The organism is Pseudomonas sp. BLCC-B112, assembly GCF_028550695.1.
GTDB classification, from domain to species: Bacteria; Pseudomonadota; Gammaproteobacteria; order Pseudomonadales; family Pseudomonadaceae; genus Aquipseudomonas; species Aquipseudomonas danubii.
Genome location: NZ_JAQQGK010000002.1, coordinates 37,269 through 52,686, shown reverse-complemented (window position 1 = coordinate 52,686; position 15,418 = coordinate 37,269). Strand labels below are relative to the sequence as shown.

Below are 15,418 nucleotides of genomic sequence, written 5' to 3'. Positions count from 1 at the left end.
ATTGTCGAAGCGCCTGAAAACGCCTAGCTTTACGGCATTCCTTTTCTTTTCTCCGAGGTGTGTTGCCTTGATGTCCTTGCCGCTGCGGTCAGCCTTGCGAATGCTCTTGCTGGCGCTGGCAACACTTTGGGTCTGTCCGGCCTTCTCGGCGCAGCTGGTGCGGGTCGCGGCGGCGCATTTTCCGCCCTATACCGTCCGTCCTGAAACCGGTGCCGATACCGGTTTGCTGCCGCAGTTGGTAGAAGCGCTCAACCAGTCCCAGAACGACTACCAGTTCGTCCTGGTGCCCACGTCGATTCCCCGGCGCTTCCGAGACTTCGAACAAGGTCGAGTGGACCTGGCGATCTTCGAGAATCCGGCCTGGGACTGGCAGAACATTGCCCATACCAGTGTCGACATGGGCCTGGAAGATGCGGAGATTTTCGTTGCTCAGCGCGAGCCGGGTCGCGGCCAGGAGTATTTTGCCGAGCTCAAGGGCAAGCGCCTGGCGCTGTTCAGCGGCTATCACTACGCCTTCGCCCAGTTCAATGCCGACCCCAAGTACCTGACCGACAACTACAACGCCACGCTCACCTATTCCCATGACAGCAACCTGCTGATGGTGCTGCGGGGCAGGGCGGACATCGCCCTGGTGACCCGCTCCTACCTCAGCGACTTCCTGGCCCGCAATGCCCAGAGCGACGGCCAGTTGCTGGTGTCCCAGCGCATCGATCAGATCTACCACCACTACACCCTGATCCGACCCAAGGCGCCCATCAGCGCCGAAGACTTTGCCGGGTTCCTGCAAAAACTGCGGGACAACGGCCAGATGCGCAAAATCTTCGATCCCTACCGCATCGTCGTGATGCCCGTGCCCCACGCCTGAGGCCCGGATTTTCCCGCTTCTGCGGGGCGCGCGGCTAAATTTCTCCCGGCGGCCCACGTCACTTGGTTGAATGCCCATTGACGGTGAGCCTTGCCATGTCCCTTGTGAATCCGCTGAGTGTCGAGGCTGTGTCCGCAGGCAGGGTGCCGGTGATCGATGAGGTTGCCGGCCGGCAGCGGCTGTTCGAATGGATCTGTGCCCGAGGGGCGGCGCCCACCGATGCCCAGTCCGTCGAAGCGGCCCGGCAGGACCGGCTGGCATTCTGGCTGTCGGCACAGGTGCACGCGTTGTACCTGGACCCGCCGGGCACGCAAGCGCCCCCGGCATTCGCCCACGCCCCCGCCTGTGCCGGGCATAACCGTTGTCGGTACTGCCAGCAGGAGTTCGATCTGTTGCACAAACGTGCGGCATTGCTGGTGCTTGGCCAGAGTGGCCTGCTTGAGGTGTGAACACGGTTCAAGCCAGGTGCTGCAGGGTGCCGGTCGCAGGTCAGCGGCGGGCGAAGGTGTCGGGTCGGTTGCCCGAGACTTTGCGGCAATGCACCAGGGCATCGCGAATCATGAAGTTCACCAGGGTCGGCGAGACCCCCAGTTCCTTGGCGATGTCCTTTTGCGGAACGCCATGCAGGCGGTACATCTCGAAGGCGTAGCGCGTGCGGCTGGGCAGTTCGGTCAGGGCTTCGGCGATGTTTTCCAGGGTGGAAAAGTTCATGTGGGAGGTTTCAGGTGAAGCGCCATGAATGACCACATTCAAGCCTTCCTCTTCAGTGCCTGAATACTTCTGCTCCAAGGCCTGCTTGCGGTAGTGATCGATGGCCAGGTTGCGCACGATCTGGAACAGGTAGCTGAGCTGGGCCTTGAACGAGGAGGTGATTTGCGGCGCCGACTGCAGGCGGAAAAAGGCATCCTGGACCACATCTTCAGCCCGGGATCGGCAGCCGGTAATACGGGCTGCGATCTTGACCAGGATCAGACGGTTGTCGACAAAAGCCTGGAGTAACGGTGAATCGCACCTGCTTGTGGATACTTGTTCCGTCATGGAAATCACCTTGTTGCAAAGAGGTAAGTGGGACGTCAGAAAAATCCGACCTGTCCTACACATCGAGCGACAAATTAGGCTGAATGATAATGATTGTCAATTGAGAAAAAGAACTAATGCTCTCTGCCGGTGAAGATTGAGAACGGCTGCTCGTTCATGGGGTGGATCAGGGCCTTGAGGGGCAGCATGCAGACTAATTATTTCAAGACGTCATCCGTTCTCATTGGAGAAAGATTCCGGGCAGCAAGCCCGGCCACGGCGCCTTCCGGATGCCCATGATTTACTTATAACTATTTGATTTATAGATAGTTTTTTAGGTTATGGCAGAGCAGGGCCCGATCTCCATTGCAAGCATAATCCTGGCAGGAAACCCCATGACGGACGCGTTCGAACTCCCCAGTACCCTGGCCCAAGCCCTTCAACGCCGGGCAGTCCTGGCACCTGATCAAGTGGCGTTGCGTTTCCTCGCCGAAGAGCAGGCGCAGAGCGTGGTCCTCAGTTATCGGGATCTGGACCTTCGCGCGCGGACCATTGCGGCCGCCCTGCAAGCCAATGCCCGGCAGGGGGATCGGGCGGTCCTGCTGTTCCCCAGTGGTCCGGACTACGTCGCGGCATTTTTCGGTTGCCTGTATGCCGGGGTGATCGCGGTGCCGGCCTACCCGCCGGAATCGACCCGTCGTCATCACCAGGAGCGCCTGATCTCGATCCTCGCCGACGCCGAGCCACGGCTGCTGCTGACCAGCGCCGGGCTGCGCGATGCGCTGTTGCAGATGGACGAACTCAAGGCCGCCGGCGCGCCGCAACTGCTGTGCGTGGACACCCTGGACGCCGGGCTGGCCGAAGACTGGCAGGCGGTTGAGCTTGAGGACCACGACATCGCCTTCCTGCAATACACCTCCGGTTCCACCGCGCTGCCCAAGGGCGTGCAGGTCAGCCACGGCAACCTGGTGGCCAACGAGCTGTTGATCCGGCGCGGCTTTGGTATCGATCTCAACCCGGACGACGTGATCGTCAGCTGGCTGCCGCTGTACCACGACATGGGCCTGATCGGTGGCCTGCTGCAACCGATTTTCAGCGGCGTGCCCTGTGTGCTGATGTCGCCGGCCTACTTCCTGGCCCGCCCCGTACGCTGGCTGGAAGCGATCAGCGAATACGGCGGCACCATCAGCGGCGGCCCGGATTTCGCCTACCGCCTGTGCAGCGAGCGAGTCAGTGAATCGGCCCTGGAGCGCCTCGACCTCAGCCGCTGGCGCGTGGCCTATTCCGGTTCCGAGCCGATCCGCCTCGACACCCTGGAAGGCTTTGCCGAAAAGTTCAGCGCCAGCGGTTTTTGTCGCGACAGCTTCCTGGCTTCCTACGGCCTGGCCGAAGCCACCCTGTTCGTCGCCGGCGGCGTGCGCGGCCGCGGCATCCCGGCCTTGCGTCTGGACGACCAGGCCCTGGCGCAGAACCGTGCCGAGCCGGGGCAGGGCAGCGCCATGATGAGTTGCGGCTTCAGCCAGCCGGAGCACGCCGTGCTGGTGATGGACCCGCAACAGCTCAGCGAACTGCCTGACAACCGCATCGGCGAAGTCTGGGCCGCCGGGCCGAGCATTGCCCACGGCTACTGGCGCAATCCCGAAGCCAGCGCCAAGATCTTCGTCCAGCATGCCGGCCGCACTTGGCTGCGCACCGGCGACCTGGGTTTTATGCGTGACGGCGAGCTGTTCATCACCGGGCGCCTGAAAGACCTGCTGATCGTACGCGGGCACAACCTGTACCCCCAGGACATCGAAAAAACCATCGAGCGCGAAGTGGAAGTGGTGCGCAAGGGGCGGGTGGCGGCGTTTGCGGTCAGCGACCAGGGCCAGGAAGGCATCGGCATCGCTGCGGAAATCAGCCGCAGCGTGCAGAAGATCCTGCCCCCCGAAGCGCTGATCAAGGCCATCCGCCAGGCCGTGGCCGAAGCCTGTCAGGAAGCGCCCAGCGTGGTGGTATTGCTCAACCCCGGGGCCCTGCCGAAAACCTCCAGCGGCAAGTTGCAGCGCTCCGCCTGTCGCACACGGTTGGCCGATGGCAGCCTGGATTACTACGCGCTGTTCCCGCAGGCCGGCAGCGAACCCGCCCGCGTCGGTGAAGGTTCTGACGATGAACTGCAAAAACTGATCGGGCGAATCTGGCAGGAGCAACTGCAATGCGCGGCAGTGGCCGCCGACGATCACTTCTTCCTCCTGGGGGGCAACTCCATCGCGGCCACCCAGGTCATGGCCCGTCTGGGGCAGGAACTGGGCCTGGAGTTGAGCCTGCGCCTGTTGTTCGAAGCGCCGACCCTGGGTGAGTTCAGTGCCGCCGTGGCGCGCCTGCAACAGGATGGCGGCGTGGCCCAGGGCAGCATCCAGGCCCTGTCGCGCCAGCAGCCGCTGCCCCAATCCCTGGCGCAGAACCGCCTATGGATCACCTGGCAACTGGACCCGCACAGCAGCGCCTACAACATTCCTGGCGGCCTGCGCCTGCGTGGCGAACTGGACGAAGACGCCCTGCGCACCAGCTTCCAGCACCTGCTCCAGCGTCACGAAGCGCTGCGCACGCGGTTCTTCGAGCGCGACGGCCAGGCCCTGCAACAGGTGGACGCCGCCGGTGAATTCAACCTGCAGGTGATCGACATCAGCGATCTGCCTGTGGCCGAGCGCGAAGCCCGGGCGCAGCAGATCCGTGAGGATGAAGCCCGCACCCAGTTCGACCTGGAGCAAGGCCCGCTGTACTGGGCGACCCTGATCCGCCTGGATGATGAAGAGCACCAGTTGCTGCTGACCCTGCACCACATCATCGCCGACGGCTGGTCGCTGAATGTGCTGATCGACGAGTTCTCCCGGCTCTACGCCGCGGCGGCCCAGGGCCAGAGCCTGGAGCTGGCGCCCCTGAGCTTGCAGTACGCCGACTACGGCAGCTGGCAGCGCCAATGGCTGGCCCAGGGCGAAGGCCAGCGCCAGCTGGACTACTGGAAGCAGCAACTGGCCGACGAAGCCCCGGTGCTCAGCCTGGCCACCGACCACCCGCGTTCGGCCCAGGTCCGCCACAGCGCCGCGCGCCACAGCCAGCGCTTGAGCGTGACCCTCAGTGAGGCGATCCGCCAGACTGCCCAGGCCCAGCAAGTGACGCCGTTCATGCTGTTGCTGGCCACCTTCCAGACCCTGCTGCACCGCTACAGCGGGCAGACCGACATCCGCATCGGCGTGCCCAACGCCAACCGTCCACGCCTGGAAACCCAGGGCCTGCTGGGCTTCTTCATCAACACCCAGGTACTGCGCGGCCAGCTGGATGCGCGCCAGACCTTCGCCGAGCTGCTGCAACAGACCCGCCGCATCGCCCTTGAAGCCCAGGCGCATCAGGACCTGCCCTTCGAACAGTTGCTCGAAGCCTTCCCCGACGCCCGCGAGCAAGGCCTGTTCCAGGTCATGTTCAACCATCAGCAGCGCGACCTCAGCGCCTTGCGCCGCCTGCCGGGGTTGCTGGCCGAAGAGCTGCCGTGGCACAGCCGCGAAGCCAAGTTCGACCTGCAACTGCACACCGAGGAAGACCGCAACGGCCGCCTGAGCCTGGCCTTCGACTACGCCGACGAGCTGTTCGACGCGACGACCATCGAGCGTCTGGCCGGGCACTTCATCAGCCTGCTGGAGCATGCCTGCCAGCAGCCGGACAGCGCCCTGGGCGACTTGCCGTTGCTCGGCAAGGTCGAAGCGGCGCAACTGCAACAATGGAGCGTGGCGCCTTGCGCGAGCGCCGAACGCTGGCTGCCGGAACGCCTGCATGAACAACTGCAGCAGACCCCGGAGCGCACCGCGCTGATCTGGAACGGCGGCCAACTGAGCTTTGCCGAACTCCATGCCCAGGCCAACCGCCTGGCCCATTACCTGCGGGACAAGGGCGTCGGCCCGGACGTGTGCGTGGCCATCGCTGCCGAGCGTTCGCCGCAACTGCTGATCGGCCTGTTGGCGATCATCAAGGCCGGCGGCGCCTACGTGCCCCTGGACCCGGATTACCCCGCCGAGCGCCTGGCCTACATGCTCGAAGACAGCGGCGTGCAATTGCTGCTGACCCAAACCCATTTGCTCGGCCAGATGCCCGAGGCCCCAGGCGTCAGCACCATCGCCATGGACAGCCTCAAGCTCGACAGCTGGCCGAGCCAGGCCCCGGGCCTGCACTTGGACGGCGAGCACCTGGCCTATGTGATCTACACCTCCGGCTCCACCGGCCAGCCCAAGGGCGTGGGCAACACCCATCGCGCCTTGATGGAGCGCCTGCAATGGATGCAGGACAGCTATCAATTGCAGGCCGACGATGTGCTGATGCAGAAGGCTCCCATCAGCTTCGACGTGTCGGTGTGGGAGTGCTTCTGGCCGCTGATCAGCGGTTGCCGCCTGCTGCTCGCCGCCCCTGGCGAGCACCGCGACCCGCATCGCATCGCCCAGCTGGTTCAGGAGTACGGCGTGACCACGCTGCACTTCGTGCCGCCGCTGTTGCAGTTGTTTGTCGATGAGCCGCTGAGCGCCGAATGCCAGAGCCTGCGCCGGGTGTTCTCCGGTGGCGAAGCCTTGCCCGCTGAACTGCGCAACCGGCTGTTGGAGCAGTTGCCGAACGCGCAACTGCACAACCGCTACGGCCCTACCGAAACCGCGATCAACGTCACCCACTGGCAGTGTTCGGTGGATGACGGCGAGCGCTCGCCCATTGGCCGGCCGCTGGGCAATGTGCTGTGCCGGGTGCTGGATGCCGAGCTCAACCTGCTGCCCGCCGGGGTGCCCGGCGAGCTGTGCATCAGCGGCCAGGGCCTGGCCCGGGGTTACCTGGGACGCCCGGCGCTGACCGCCGAACGCTTTGTGGTCGACCCACTGAGTGGGGAGGGCGCGCGCCTGTACCGCACCGGCGATCGGGTGCGCTGGTGCGCCGACGGCGTGCTGGAATACCTCGGCCGTCTCGATCAGCAGGTCAAGCTGCGGGGCTTTCGGGTCGAGCCGCAGGAAATCGAAGCGCGGCTGCTGGCCCAGGATGGCGTGGCCCAGGCCGCGGTGCTGGTGCGCGACACCGTCGCCGGCCCGCAGTTGATCGGCTACTACACCGCCCAGGCCAGCGACGAAGATGAAACCGAGCAACGCGCTCGGCTGACCACCGCCCTGGCCGCCGAACTGCCGGAGTACATGGTGCCGGCGCAACTGCTGCGCCTGGAGGCCATGCCCCTGAGCCCCAGCGGCAAGCTGGATCGCCGGGCCCTGCCGGAACCGCAATGGCAGGTACGCGAACACGTTGAACCGAGCACCGATCTGGAACGGCAGATCGCCCAGATCTGGCGCGAAGTGCTGGGTCAGCCACGGATCGGCCTCAAGGACGACTTCTTCGCCCTGGGCGGGCATTCCCTGCTGGCCACCCAGATCATTTCCCGCACCCGCCAGGCCTGTGATGTCGAGCTGCCGCTGCGGGCGCTGTTCGAAGCCAGCGAGCTGGGAGACTTTGCCGAACAGGTGCTGCTGATCCAGCAGTCCGGCGCGCGCAACCAGCAGCCGCCGATTGCCCGGGTCGACCGCAGCCAGCCGGTGCCGCTGTCCTATTCCCAGCAGCGCATGTGGTTCCTCTGGCAGATGGAGCCCGACAGCCCGGCCTACAACGTCGGCGGCATGGCGCGGCTGTCCGGGGTGCTGGACGTGGGCCGCTTCGAGGCCGCGTTGCAGGCGTTGATCCTGCGCCACGAAACCCTGCGCACCACCTTCCCCAGCGTTAATGGCGTGGCCCACCAGCAGGTGCATGCCGACACCGGCCTGCGCATGGCCTGGAAGGACTTCTCGGCCCTGGCTCCGGATGCCCGGCAACAACGCCTGCAACAACTGGCGGACAGCGAAGCGCACCAGCCCTTCGACCTGGAGACCGGCCCCTTGCTGCGCGCCTGCCTGGTCAAGGCCGGCGAGCAGGAGCACTACTTCGTCCTGACCCTGCACCACATCGTCACCGAAGGCTGGGCCATGGACATCTTCGCCCGCGAGCTGGGCGCGCTGTACGAAGCCTTCCTCGACGACCGCGAATCTCCCCTGGAACCGCTGCCGGTGCAGTACCTGGACTACAGCGTGTGGCAGCGCCAGTGGCTGGAATCCGGCGAGCGCCAGCGCCAGCTGGACTACTGGACCGGGCAACTGGGCCGCGAACACCCGCTGCTGGAGCTGCCCAGCGACCGGCCACGGCCGGCGGTGCAAAGCCACCAGGGCGAGCTCTACCGCTTCGATTTGAGCGACGAACTGGCGGCCCGGGTGCGGGCTTTCAATGCCGAGCACGGCCTGACCCTGTTCATGACCATGACCGCCGCGTTGTCGCTGCTGCTCTATCGCTACAGCGGCCAGACCGACCTGCGCATCGGCGCGCCGGTGGCCAACCGCATCCGCCCGGAAAGCGAAGGGCTGATCGGCGCCTTCCTCAACACCCAGGTGCTGCGTTGCCAGCTCGACGGGCAGATGAGCGTCGGCCAGTTGCTGGAGCAGGTGCGCCACACCGTGATCGAGGGCCAGTCCCACCAGGACCTGCCCTTCGACCAGCTGGTGGAAGCCTTGCAACCGCCGCGCAGCACCGCCTACAACCCGCTGTTCCAGGTGATGTGCAACGTCCAGCGCTGGGAGTTCCAGCAAAGCCGGCAACTGGCGGGCATGACCGTGGACTACCTGGTCAACGATGCCCGGGCCACCAAGTTCGACCTCAACCTGGAAGTCACCGACCTGGATCAGCGTCTGGGTTGCTGCCTGACCTACAGCACCGACCTGTTCGATGAACCGCGCATTGCGCGCATGGCCGCCCATTGGCGCAACCTGCTGCAGGCCCTGATTGACGATCCGCAACGACGCTTGTGCGAACTGCCGCTGCTGCACGCCGAGGAACAGCAGCAACTGCTGGACAGCCTGAGCGTCGAGCCCGGTGAGCACCGTCTGGACCAGTGCATCCACCACCTGTTCAGCGAGCAGGCCCTGGCCCGTCGCGACGCCCCGGCCCTGACCTTCGCCGGGCAGACCCTGAGCTACAGCGAACTGGACAGCCGCGCCAACCGTCTGGCCTGGATGCTGCGCGAGCGTGGCGTAGGCCCGCAAGTGCGGGTCGGCCTGGCCCTGGAGCGTTCCCTGGACATGGTCGTCGGCCTGCTGGCGATCCTCAAGGCCGGTGGCGCCTACGTGCCCCTGGACCCGGAATACCCCTTGGACCGCCTGCACTACATGATCGAAGACAGCGGCCTCGGCCTGCTGCTCAGCGATGCGCGGATGTTCGCCGCCCTGGGTGAGTTGCCGGCGAGTGTCGGTCGTTGGTGCCTGGAGGAGGACGGCGCGTTGCTGGCCGACTACCCGGCCAGCGAGCTGCCCTTGATCAGCCTGCCCCAGCATCAGGCGTACCTGATCTACACCTCCGGCTCCACCGGCCAGCCCAAGGGCGTGGTGGTGTCCCACGGGGAAATCGCCATGCACTGCCAGGCGGTGATCCGTCGTTTCGGCATGCGCGCGGACGATTGCGAGCTGCACTTCTATTCCATCAACTTCGACGCTGCCACCGAGCGCCTGCTGGTGCCGCTGCTCAGCGGCGCCCAGGTGGTACTGCGGGCCCAGGGCCAGTGGGACGCCGAGGAAATCTGCCAACTGATCCGTCAGCATCGCATCAGCATCCTCGGTTTCACCCCGAGCTACGGCAGCCAGTTGGCCCAGCATCTGGCCACCCAGCAGCAGACTCTACCGGTGCGCATGTGCATCACTGGCGGCGAGGCCCTGACCGGCGAACACCTGCAGCGCATTCGCGCGGCGTTCCAGCCGAGCCTGTTCTTCAACGCCTACGGCCCTACCGAAACCGTGGTCATGCCTTTGGCCAGCCTGGCGCCGGAACACTTGGCCGAAGGCGTGGCCAGTGTGCCCATCGGCCGCATTGTCGGGGCGCGGGTGGCTTACATTCTCGATGCCGATCTGGCGCTGGTGCCGCCCGGAGCCACCGGTGAGCTGTATGTCGGCGGCGCCGGTCTGGCCCAGGGTTATCACCGTCGTCCGGGGATGAGCGCCGAGCGTTTCGTGGCCGATCCGTTCTCCGGCGATGGCGGGCGCCTGTACCGCACCGGCGATCTGGTGCGCCAGTGCGCCGATGGCCAGTTGGAGTACATCGGCCGGGTCGACCATCAGGTGAAGATTCGCGGTTTCCGCATCGAGCTGGGAGAGATCGAAACCCGTCTGCTGGATCATCCGGCGGTGCGTGAAGCGGTGGTGCTGGCCCTGGACACTCCGGCCGGCAAACAGCTGGCCGGCTATTTGGTCAGCGAAGTTGCCGAGCACAACGAGGTGCAGCAGGCCAACCTGCGTGAAGCCCTCAAGCAGCAGCTGAAAACCCAGCTGCCGGACTACATGGTGCCGACCCACCTGATCCTGCTGGAGAGCATGCCCTTGACCGCCAACGGCAAGCTCGACCGCCGGGCCTTGCCGATGCCGGACCCAGAGCTCAATCGCCAGCAGTACGTGGCGCCGAGCAATGATCTGGAGCAGACCTTGGCCAGGGTCTGGGGCGAAGTGCTGAACGTGCAGCGCGTGGGCCTCAACGACAATTTCTTCGAACTGGGGGGCGACTCGATCCTGTCGATCCAGGTGGTCAGCCGTGCCCGCCAGTTGGGGATTCACTTCACCCCGCGGGACCTGTTCCAGCACCAGACCGTGCAGACCCTGGCCCGGGTCGCCAGCCACACTCAGCGCGTCAGCGCCGAGCAGGGCCAGCTCAGTGGCGAAGCGCCGCTGACGCCGATCCAGCACTGGTTCTTCGACAGCCGCATTCCCCAGCCGCAGCACTGGAACCAGGCGCTGCTGCTGGAGCCGCTGGGCGTGCTCGATGCACAGCTGCTGGAGCAAGCGCTGCTGGCGGTGCTGGAGCAGCACGACGCCCTGCGCCTGCGTTTCTCTCAAGCGGACGGGCAGTGGCGCGCCGAGTACCTGCCGCTGTCCGACGCGCCTGTGCTGTGGCAAGTGCGGGTGCCGTCCATGGCCACCTGCGAGGCGCTGTTCGCCGACGCTCAACGCAGCCTCGACTTAGAACACGGGCCGCTGCTGCGGGCGGTGTTGGTGGACGGGCCGGAAGGCGAGCAACGCTTGTTGTTGGCCATCCACCACCTGGTGGTGGACGGTGTGTCCTGGCGTGTGCTGCTGGAGGATCTGCAGAACGCCTATCGTCAGCTGGAAGCCGGGCAGGCTCTGAACCTGCCGGCCAAGACCAGCGCCCTGCGGGACTGGTCGAGTCGCCTGCAGGCCTATGCCGGCAGCGAATCCCTGCGTGAAGAACTCGGCTGGTGGCAACAGCAATTGGCCGGCCCAGCGGCGCAACTGCCGGGGCTCAACGCCACTGGCCGCCAGCAGCATCAGCAGGCCCGCAGCCACAGTGTGACCCTGGATGCCGAACGCACCCGCCAGCTGCTGCAACAGGCCCCGGCGGCCTACCGCACCCAGGTCAACGACCTGCTGCTGACCGCCCTGGCTCGGGTGCTGTGCCGCTGGAGCGGGCAGCCTTCGGCCCTGGTGCAACTGGAAGGCCACGGCCGCGAGGCGCTGTTCGACGAAATCGACCTGACCCGCAGCGTCGGCTGGTTCACCAGCGCCTATCCGCTGCGCCTGACCCCGTTGCAAGTGGAAGAAGCGGCCGGGCAGGGCGCCTCGATCAAGGCCATCAAGGAACAACTGCGAGCGGTGCCGCATAAGGGCCTGGGTTATGGCGTGCTGCGCTACCTGGCCGATGACGCCTGCCGCGAGGCTTTGGCGGCGCTGCCGCTGGCGCCGGTGACCTTCAACTACCTGGGTCAGTTCGACCAGAGCTTCGGCGTCGACGCATTGCTGCGTCCGCTGGATGAATCCGTCGGTTCGACCCATGCACCTGAAGCACCGTTGCCCAACGAGCTGAGCATCGACAGCCAGGTCTATGGCGGCGAGCTGGTGCTGCGCTGGACTTACAGCGGCGAACGTTTCGACGCCGAGCTGATCGGCGAACTGGCGGACGCCTACCTGGGCGAGCTGCAGAGTCTGATTGCCCATTGCCTGCGCGACGATGCCGGTGGCCTGACGCCGTCGGACTTCCCCCTGGCGCGCCTGACCCAGGCCCAGCTCGATGGCCTGCCGGTGGCGGCTGTGCAGATCGAAGACGTCTACCCGCTGACCCCGATGCAGGAAGGCATGCTGCTGCACACCCTGCTGGAGCCGGGCACCGGCTTGTATTACATGCAGGATCGCTACCGCATCAACAGCGAGCTGGACCCCGAGCGTTTCGCTCAGGCCTGGCAGGCGGTGGTGGCGCGCCACGAAGCCTTGCGCGCGTCTTTCTGCTGGAACGTCGGCGAAGACATGCTGCAGGTTATCCACAAGCCGGGCCGCACCCCGATCGAGTTTCTCGACTGGAGCGCGGTGCCCGAGGCCGAGCAGGAACCCAAGCTGCAAGCCCTGCATAAACAGGAGCGCGAGGCCGGTTTCGATCTGCTCAATCAGGCGCCGTTCCATCTGCGGCTGATCCGCGTCGGCGCGGCCCGTTACTGGTTCATGATGAGCAACCACCACATCCTCATCGATGCCTGGTGCCGCTCGCTGCTGATGAACGACTTCTTCGAGATCTACACCGCCCTCGGTGAAGGCCGCGAGGCACAGCTGGCGGTGCCACCGCGTTACCGCGACTACATCGGCTGGTTGCAACACCAGAGCCTGTCCGAAGCGCGGCAGTGGTGGCGGCAGAACCTTGAAGGCTTCGAACGCACCACGCCGATCCCCAGCGACCGGCCGTTCCTGCGCGAACACGCCGGTGACAGCGGCGGCATGATCGTCGGCGACTGCTACACCCGCCTGGATGCTCGGGACGGCGCGCAACTGCGCGAGCTGGCGCAGCAGCATCAGCTGACCGTCAACACCTTCGCCCAGGCGGCCTGGGCCCTGGTGCTGCGGCGCATGAGCGGCGATCGCGATGTATTGTTCGGCGTCACCGTGGCCGGGCGCCCGGTGGAAATGCCGGAGATGCAACGCACCGTCGGCCTGTTCATTAACAGCATCGCCCTGCGGGTCAAGCTGCCCGAGGAGGGGGAGCGCTGCAGCGTGCGCCAGTGGCTCAGCGGCTTGCTCGACAGCAACATGCAGCTGCGTGAATACGAGTACCTGCCGCTGGTGGCGATTCAGGAGTGCAGCGAGCTGCCCAAGGGCCAACCGCTGTTCGACAGCCTGTTCGTGTTCGAAAACGCCCCGGTGGAAGTCTCGGTGCTGGACCGCGCCCAGAGTTTGAACGCCAGTTCGGATTCCGGCCGTACCCACACCAACTTCCCGATCACCGCCGTGTGCTACCCGGGGGATGACCTGGGCCTGCACCTGTCCTACGACCAGCGCTACTTCGAACAGGCGACCATCGAGCGCCTGCTCGGCGAGTTCAAGCGCCTGCTGCTGGCCCTGATGCAGGGGTTCCACGGTGACATGGCCGAACTGCCGCTGCTGGGTGAAGAGGAGCAGGACTTCCTGCTGGCCGGCTGCAACCAGAGCCAGCATGAGTACCCGCTGCAGCGCAGCTACGTGGAGCTGTTCGAGGCCCAGGTGGCGGCGCACCCGCAGCGCGTGGCCGCCAGTTGCCTGGACCAGCGCTACAGCTATGCCGAGTTGAACCGCTGCAGCAACCGCCTGGGCCATGCCTTGATTGCCAACGGCGTGGGCTTTGACCAACCGGTGGCGCTGCTGGCCGAGCGCGGTCTGGAACTCTTGGGCATGATCATCGGCAGCTTCAAGGCCGGGGCTGGCTACCTGCCCCTGGACCCGGGCCTGCCAAGCCAGCGCCTGGGGCGCATTATCGAGCTCAGCCGCACGCCGATCCTGGTCTGCACCGCGGCGTGCCGCGAACAGGCCCAGGCCCTGCTGGACGAGTTCGCCTGTGCCGGGCGGCCACGGTTGCTGGTCTGGGAAGAGCTGCAAGGCGCCGGGCATGCCGAGCACAATCCGGGCCGCTACAGCGCGCCGGACAACCTGGCCTACGTGATCTACACCTCCGGTTCCACCGGCCTGCCCAAGGGCGTGATGGTGGAGCAGCGCGGCATGCTCAACAACCAGTTGAGCAAGGTGCCGTACCTGCACTTAAGCGAATCCGACGTGATCGCCCAGACCGCGTCCCAGAGCTTCGACATTTCGGTCTGGCAGTTCCTTGCCGCACCGCTGTTCGGCGCCCGGGTCGACATCGTGCCCAACGCCATCGCCCACGATCCCCAGGGCCTGTTGGCTCACGTCCAGGAGCAGGGCATCACCGTGCTGGAGAGCGTGCCGTCGCTGATCCAGGGCATGCTCGCCCAGGACGCTATTGCCCTGGATGGCCTGCGCTGGATGCTGCCCACCGGCGAGGCCATGCCACCGGAGTTGGCGCACCAATGGCTGCTGCGTTATCCACAGATCGGTTTGGTCAACGCCTACGGTCCGGCGGAATGTTCCGATGACGTGGCCTTCTTCCGGGTGGACCTGGCTTCGACCCGGGGCGCCTACCTGCCCATCGGTACGCCCACCGACAACAACCAGCTGTACCTGATGGACGAAGCCCTGGAGCTGGTGCCCCTGGGCGCCGTCGGCGAGCTGTGCGTGGCCGGCACCGGGGTCGGCCGTGGCTACGTCAGCGACCCGTTGCGTACCGCGCTGGCCTTCGTGCCCCATCCGTTCGGTGCGGCGGGCGAACGCCTGTACCGCACCGGCGACCTGGCACGCCGGCGCAGCGACGGCGTACTGGAATACGTCGGCCGGATCGACCATCAGGTGAAGATCCGTGGCTACCGTATCGAACTGGGCGAGATCGAAGCGCGCCTGCACGAACAGCCGGAACTGCGCGATGCCGCCGTGGGGGTGCAGGAAGGGGTCAACGGCAAGCATCTGGTGGGCTATCTGGTGGCCAGTGACTCAAGCCTGAGCCCGAGCGAATGCCTGGAGCGGATCAAACCGCGCCTGCGCGCCGAGCTGCCGGAATACATGGTGCCGCTGCACTGGCTGTGGCTGCAGCGCTTGCCCCTCAATGCCAACGGCAAGCTTGATCGCAAGGCCCTGCCGGCCCTGGAGATCGGCCAGTTGCAGAGCCAGGACTATCAAGCCCCGAGCAGTGAGCTGGAGCAAACCCTGGCCGATATCTGGGCCGAGGTGCTCAAGGTCGAACGGGTGGGCGTGCGCGACAACTTCTTCGAATTGGGCGGGCATTCCTTGCTGGCCACGCAGATTGCCTCGCGGGTGCAGAAAACCCTGCAACGCAACGTACCGCTGCGGGCCATGTTCGAATGCAGCACGGTGCAGGAGTTGGCCGCGTACATCGACGGCTTGGCCGGGAGCGAGATCAGCGAGGAGAAGGTCGACCGGCTGAGTGATCTGATGGCCGAGTTGGAGGGCTTGTAACCCAGGTGTCAGCTTCGCTGGCAAGCCAGCTCCTACAGGAGTCGGGTTGACGGTACATAGGCCCTTGGACCCTCTGTTATGATCGCGCCCGGCCCAGGTCCAAGCACCTGTGCCGGGCGTTTTC

4 protein-coding genes are annotated in these 15,418 nt (G+C 65.7%); 3 read left to right on the top strand and 1 reads right to left on the bottom strand.

Annotated features, from left to right (window positions below):
- The first annotated feature begins 70 nt into the window (after window positions 1-70).
- Together PQT43_RS05710 and PQT43_RS05705 are read left to right on the top strand one after the other, a co-directional pair.
- A complete protein-coding gene (locus PQT43_RS05710; protein WP_123394207.1) occupies window positions 71-865 on the top strand; it encodes a substrate-binding periplasmic protein in 795 nt (264 codons plus the stop codon).
- 95 nt (window positions 866-960) lie between these two features.
- Window positions 961-1,314, top strand: coding sequence for a hypothetical protein (locus PQT43_RS05705; RefSeq protein WP_253085259.1), 354 nt, complete (start codon window positions 961-963; stop codon window positions 1,312-1,314).
- Between the two features lie 40 nt (window positions 1,315-1,354).
- Here the strand turns inward: PQT43_RS05705 and PQT43_RS05700 are convergent, their stop codons facing one another.
- A complete protein-coding gene (locus PQT43_RS05700; RefSeq protein ID WP_011062465.1) occupies window positions 1,355-1,903 on the bottom strand; it encodes an RNA polymerase factor sigma-70 in 549 nt (182 codons plus the stop codon).
- A gap of 374 nt (window positions 1,904-2,277) precedes the next feature.
- On the opposite strand from PQT43_RS05700, the gene PQT43_RS05695 reads away from it, so the two are divergent.
- Window positions 2,278-15,294: a non-ribosomal peptide synthetase gene (locus tag PQT43_RS05695; protein WP_272753598.1), complete on the top strand. Its 13,017-nt coding sequence runs from the start codon at window positions 2,278-2,280 to the stop codon at window positions 15,292-15,294.
- The last annotated feature ends 124 nt before the right edge of the window (window positions 15,295-15,418 follow it).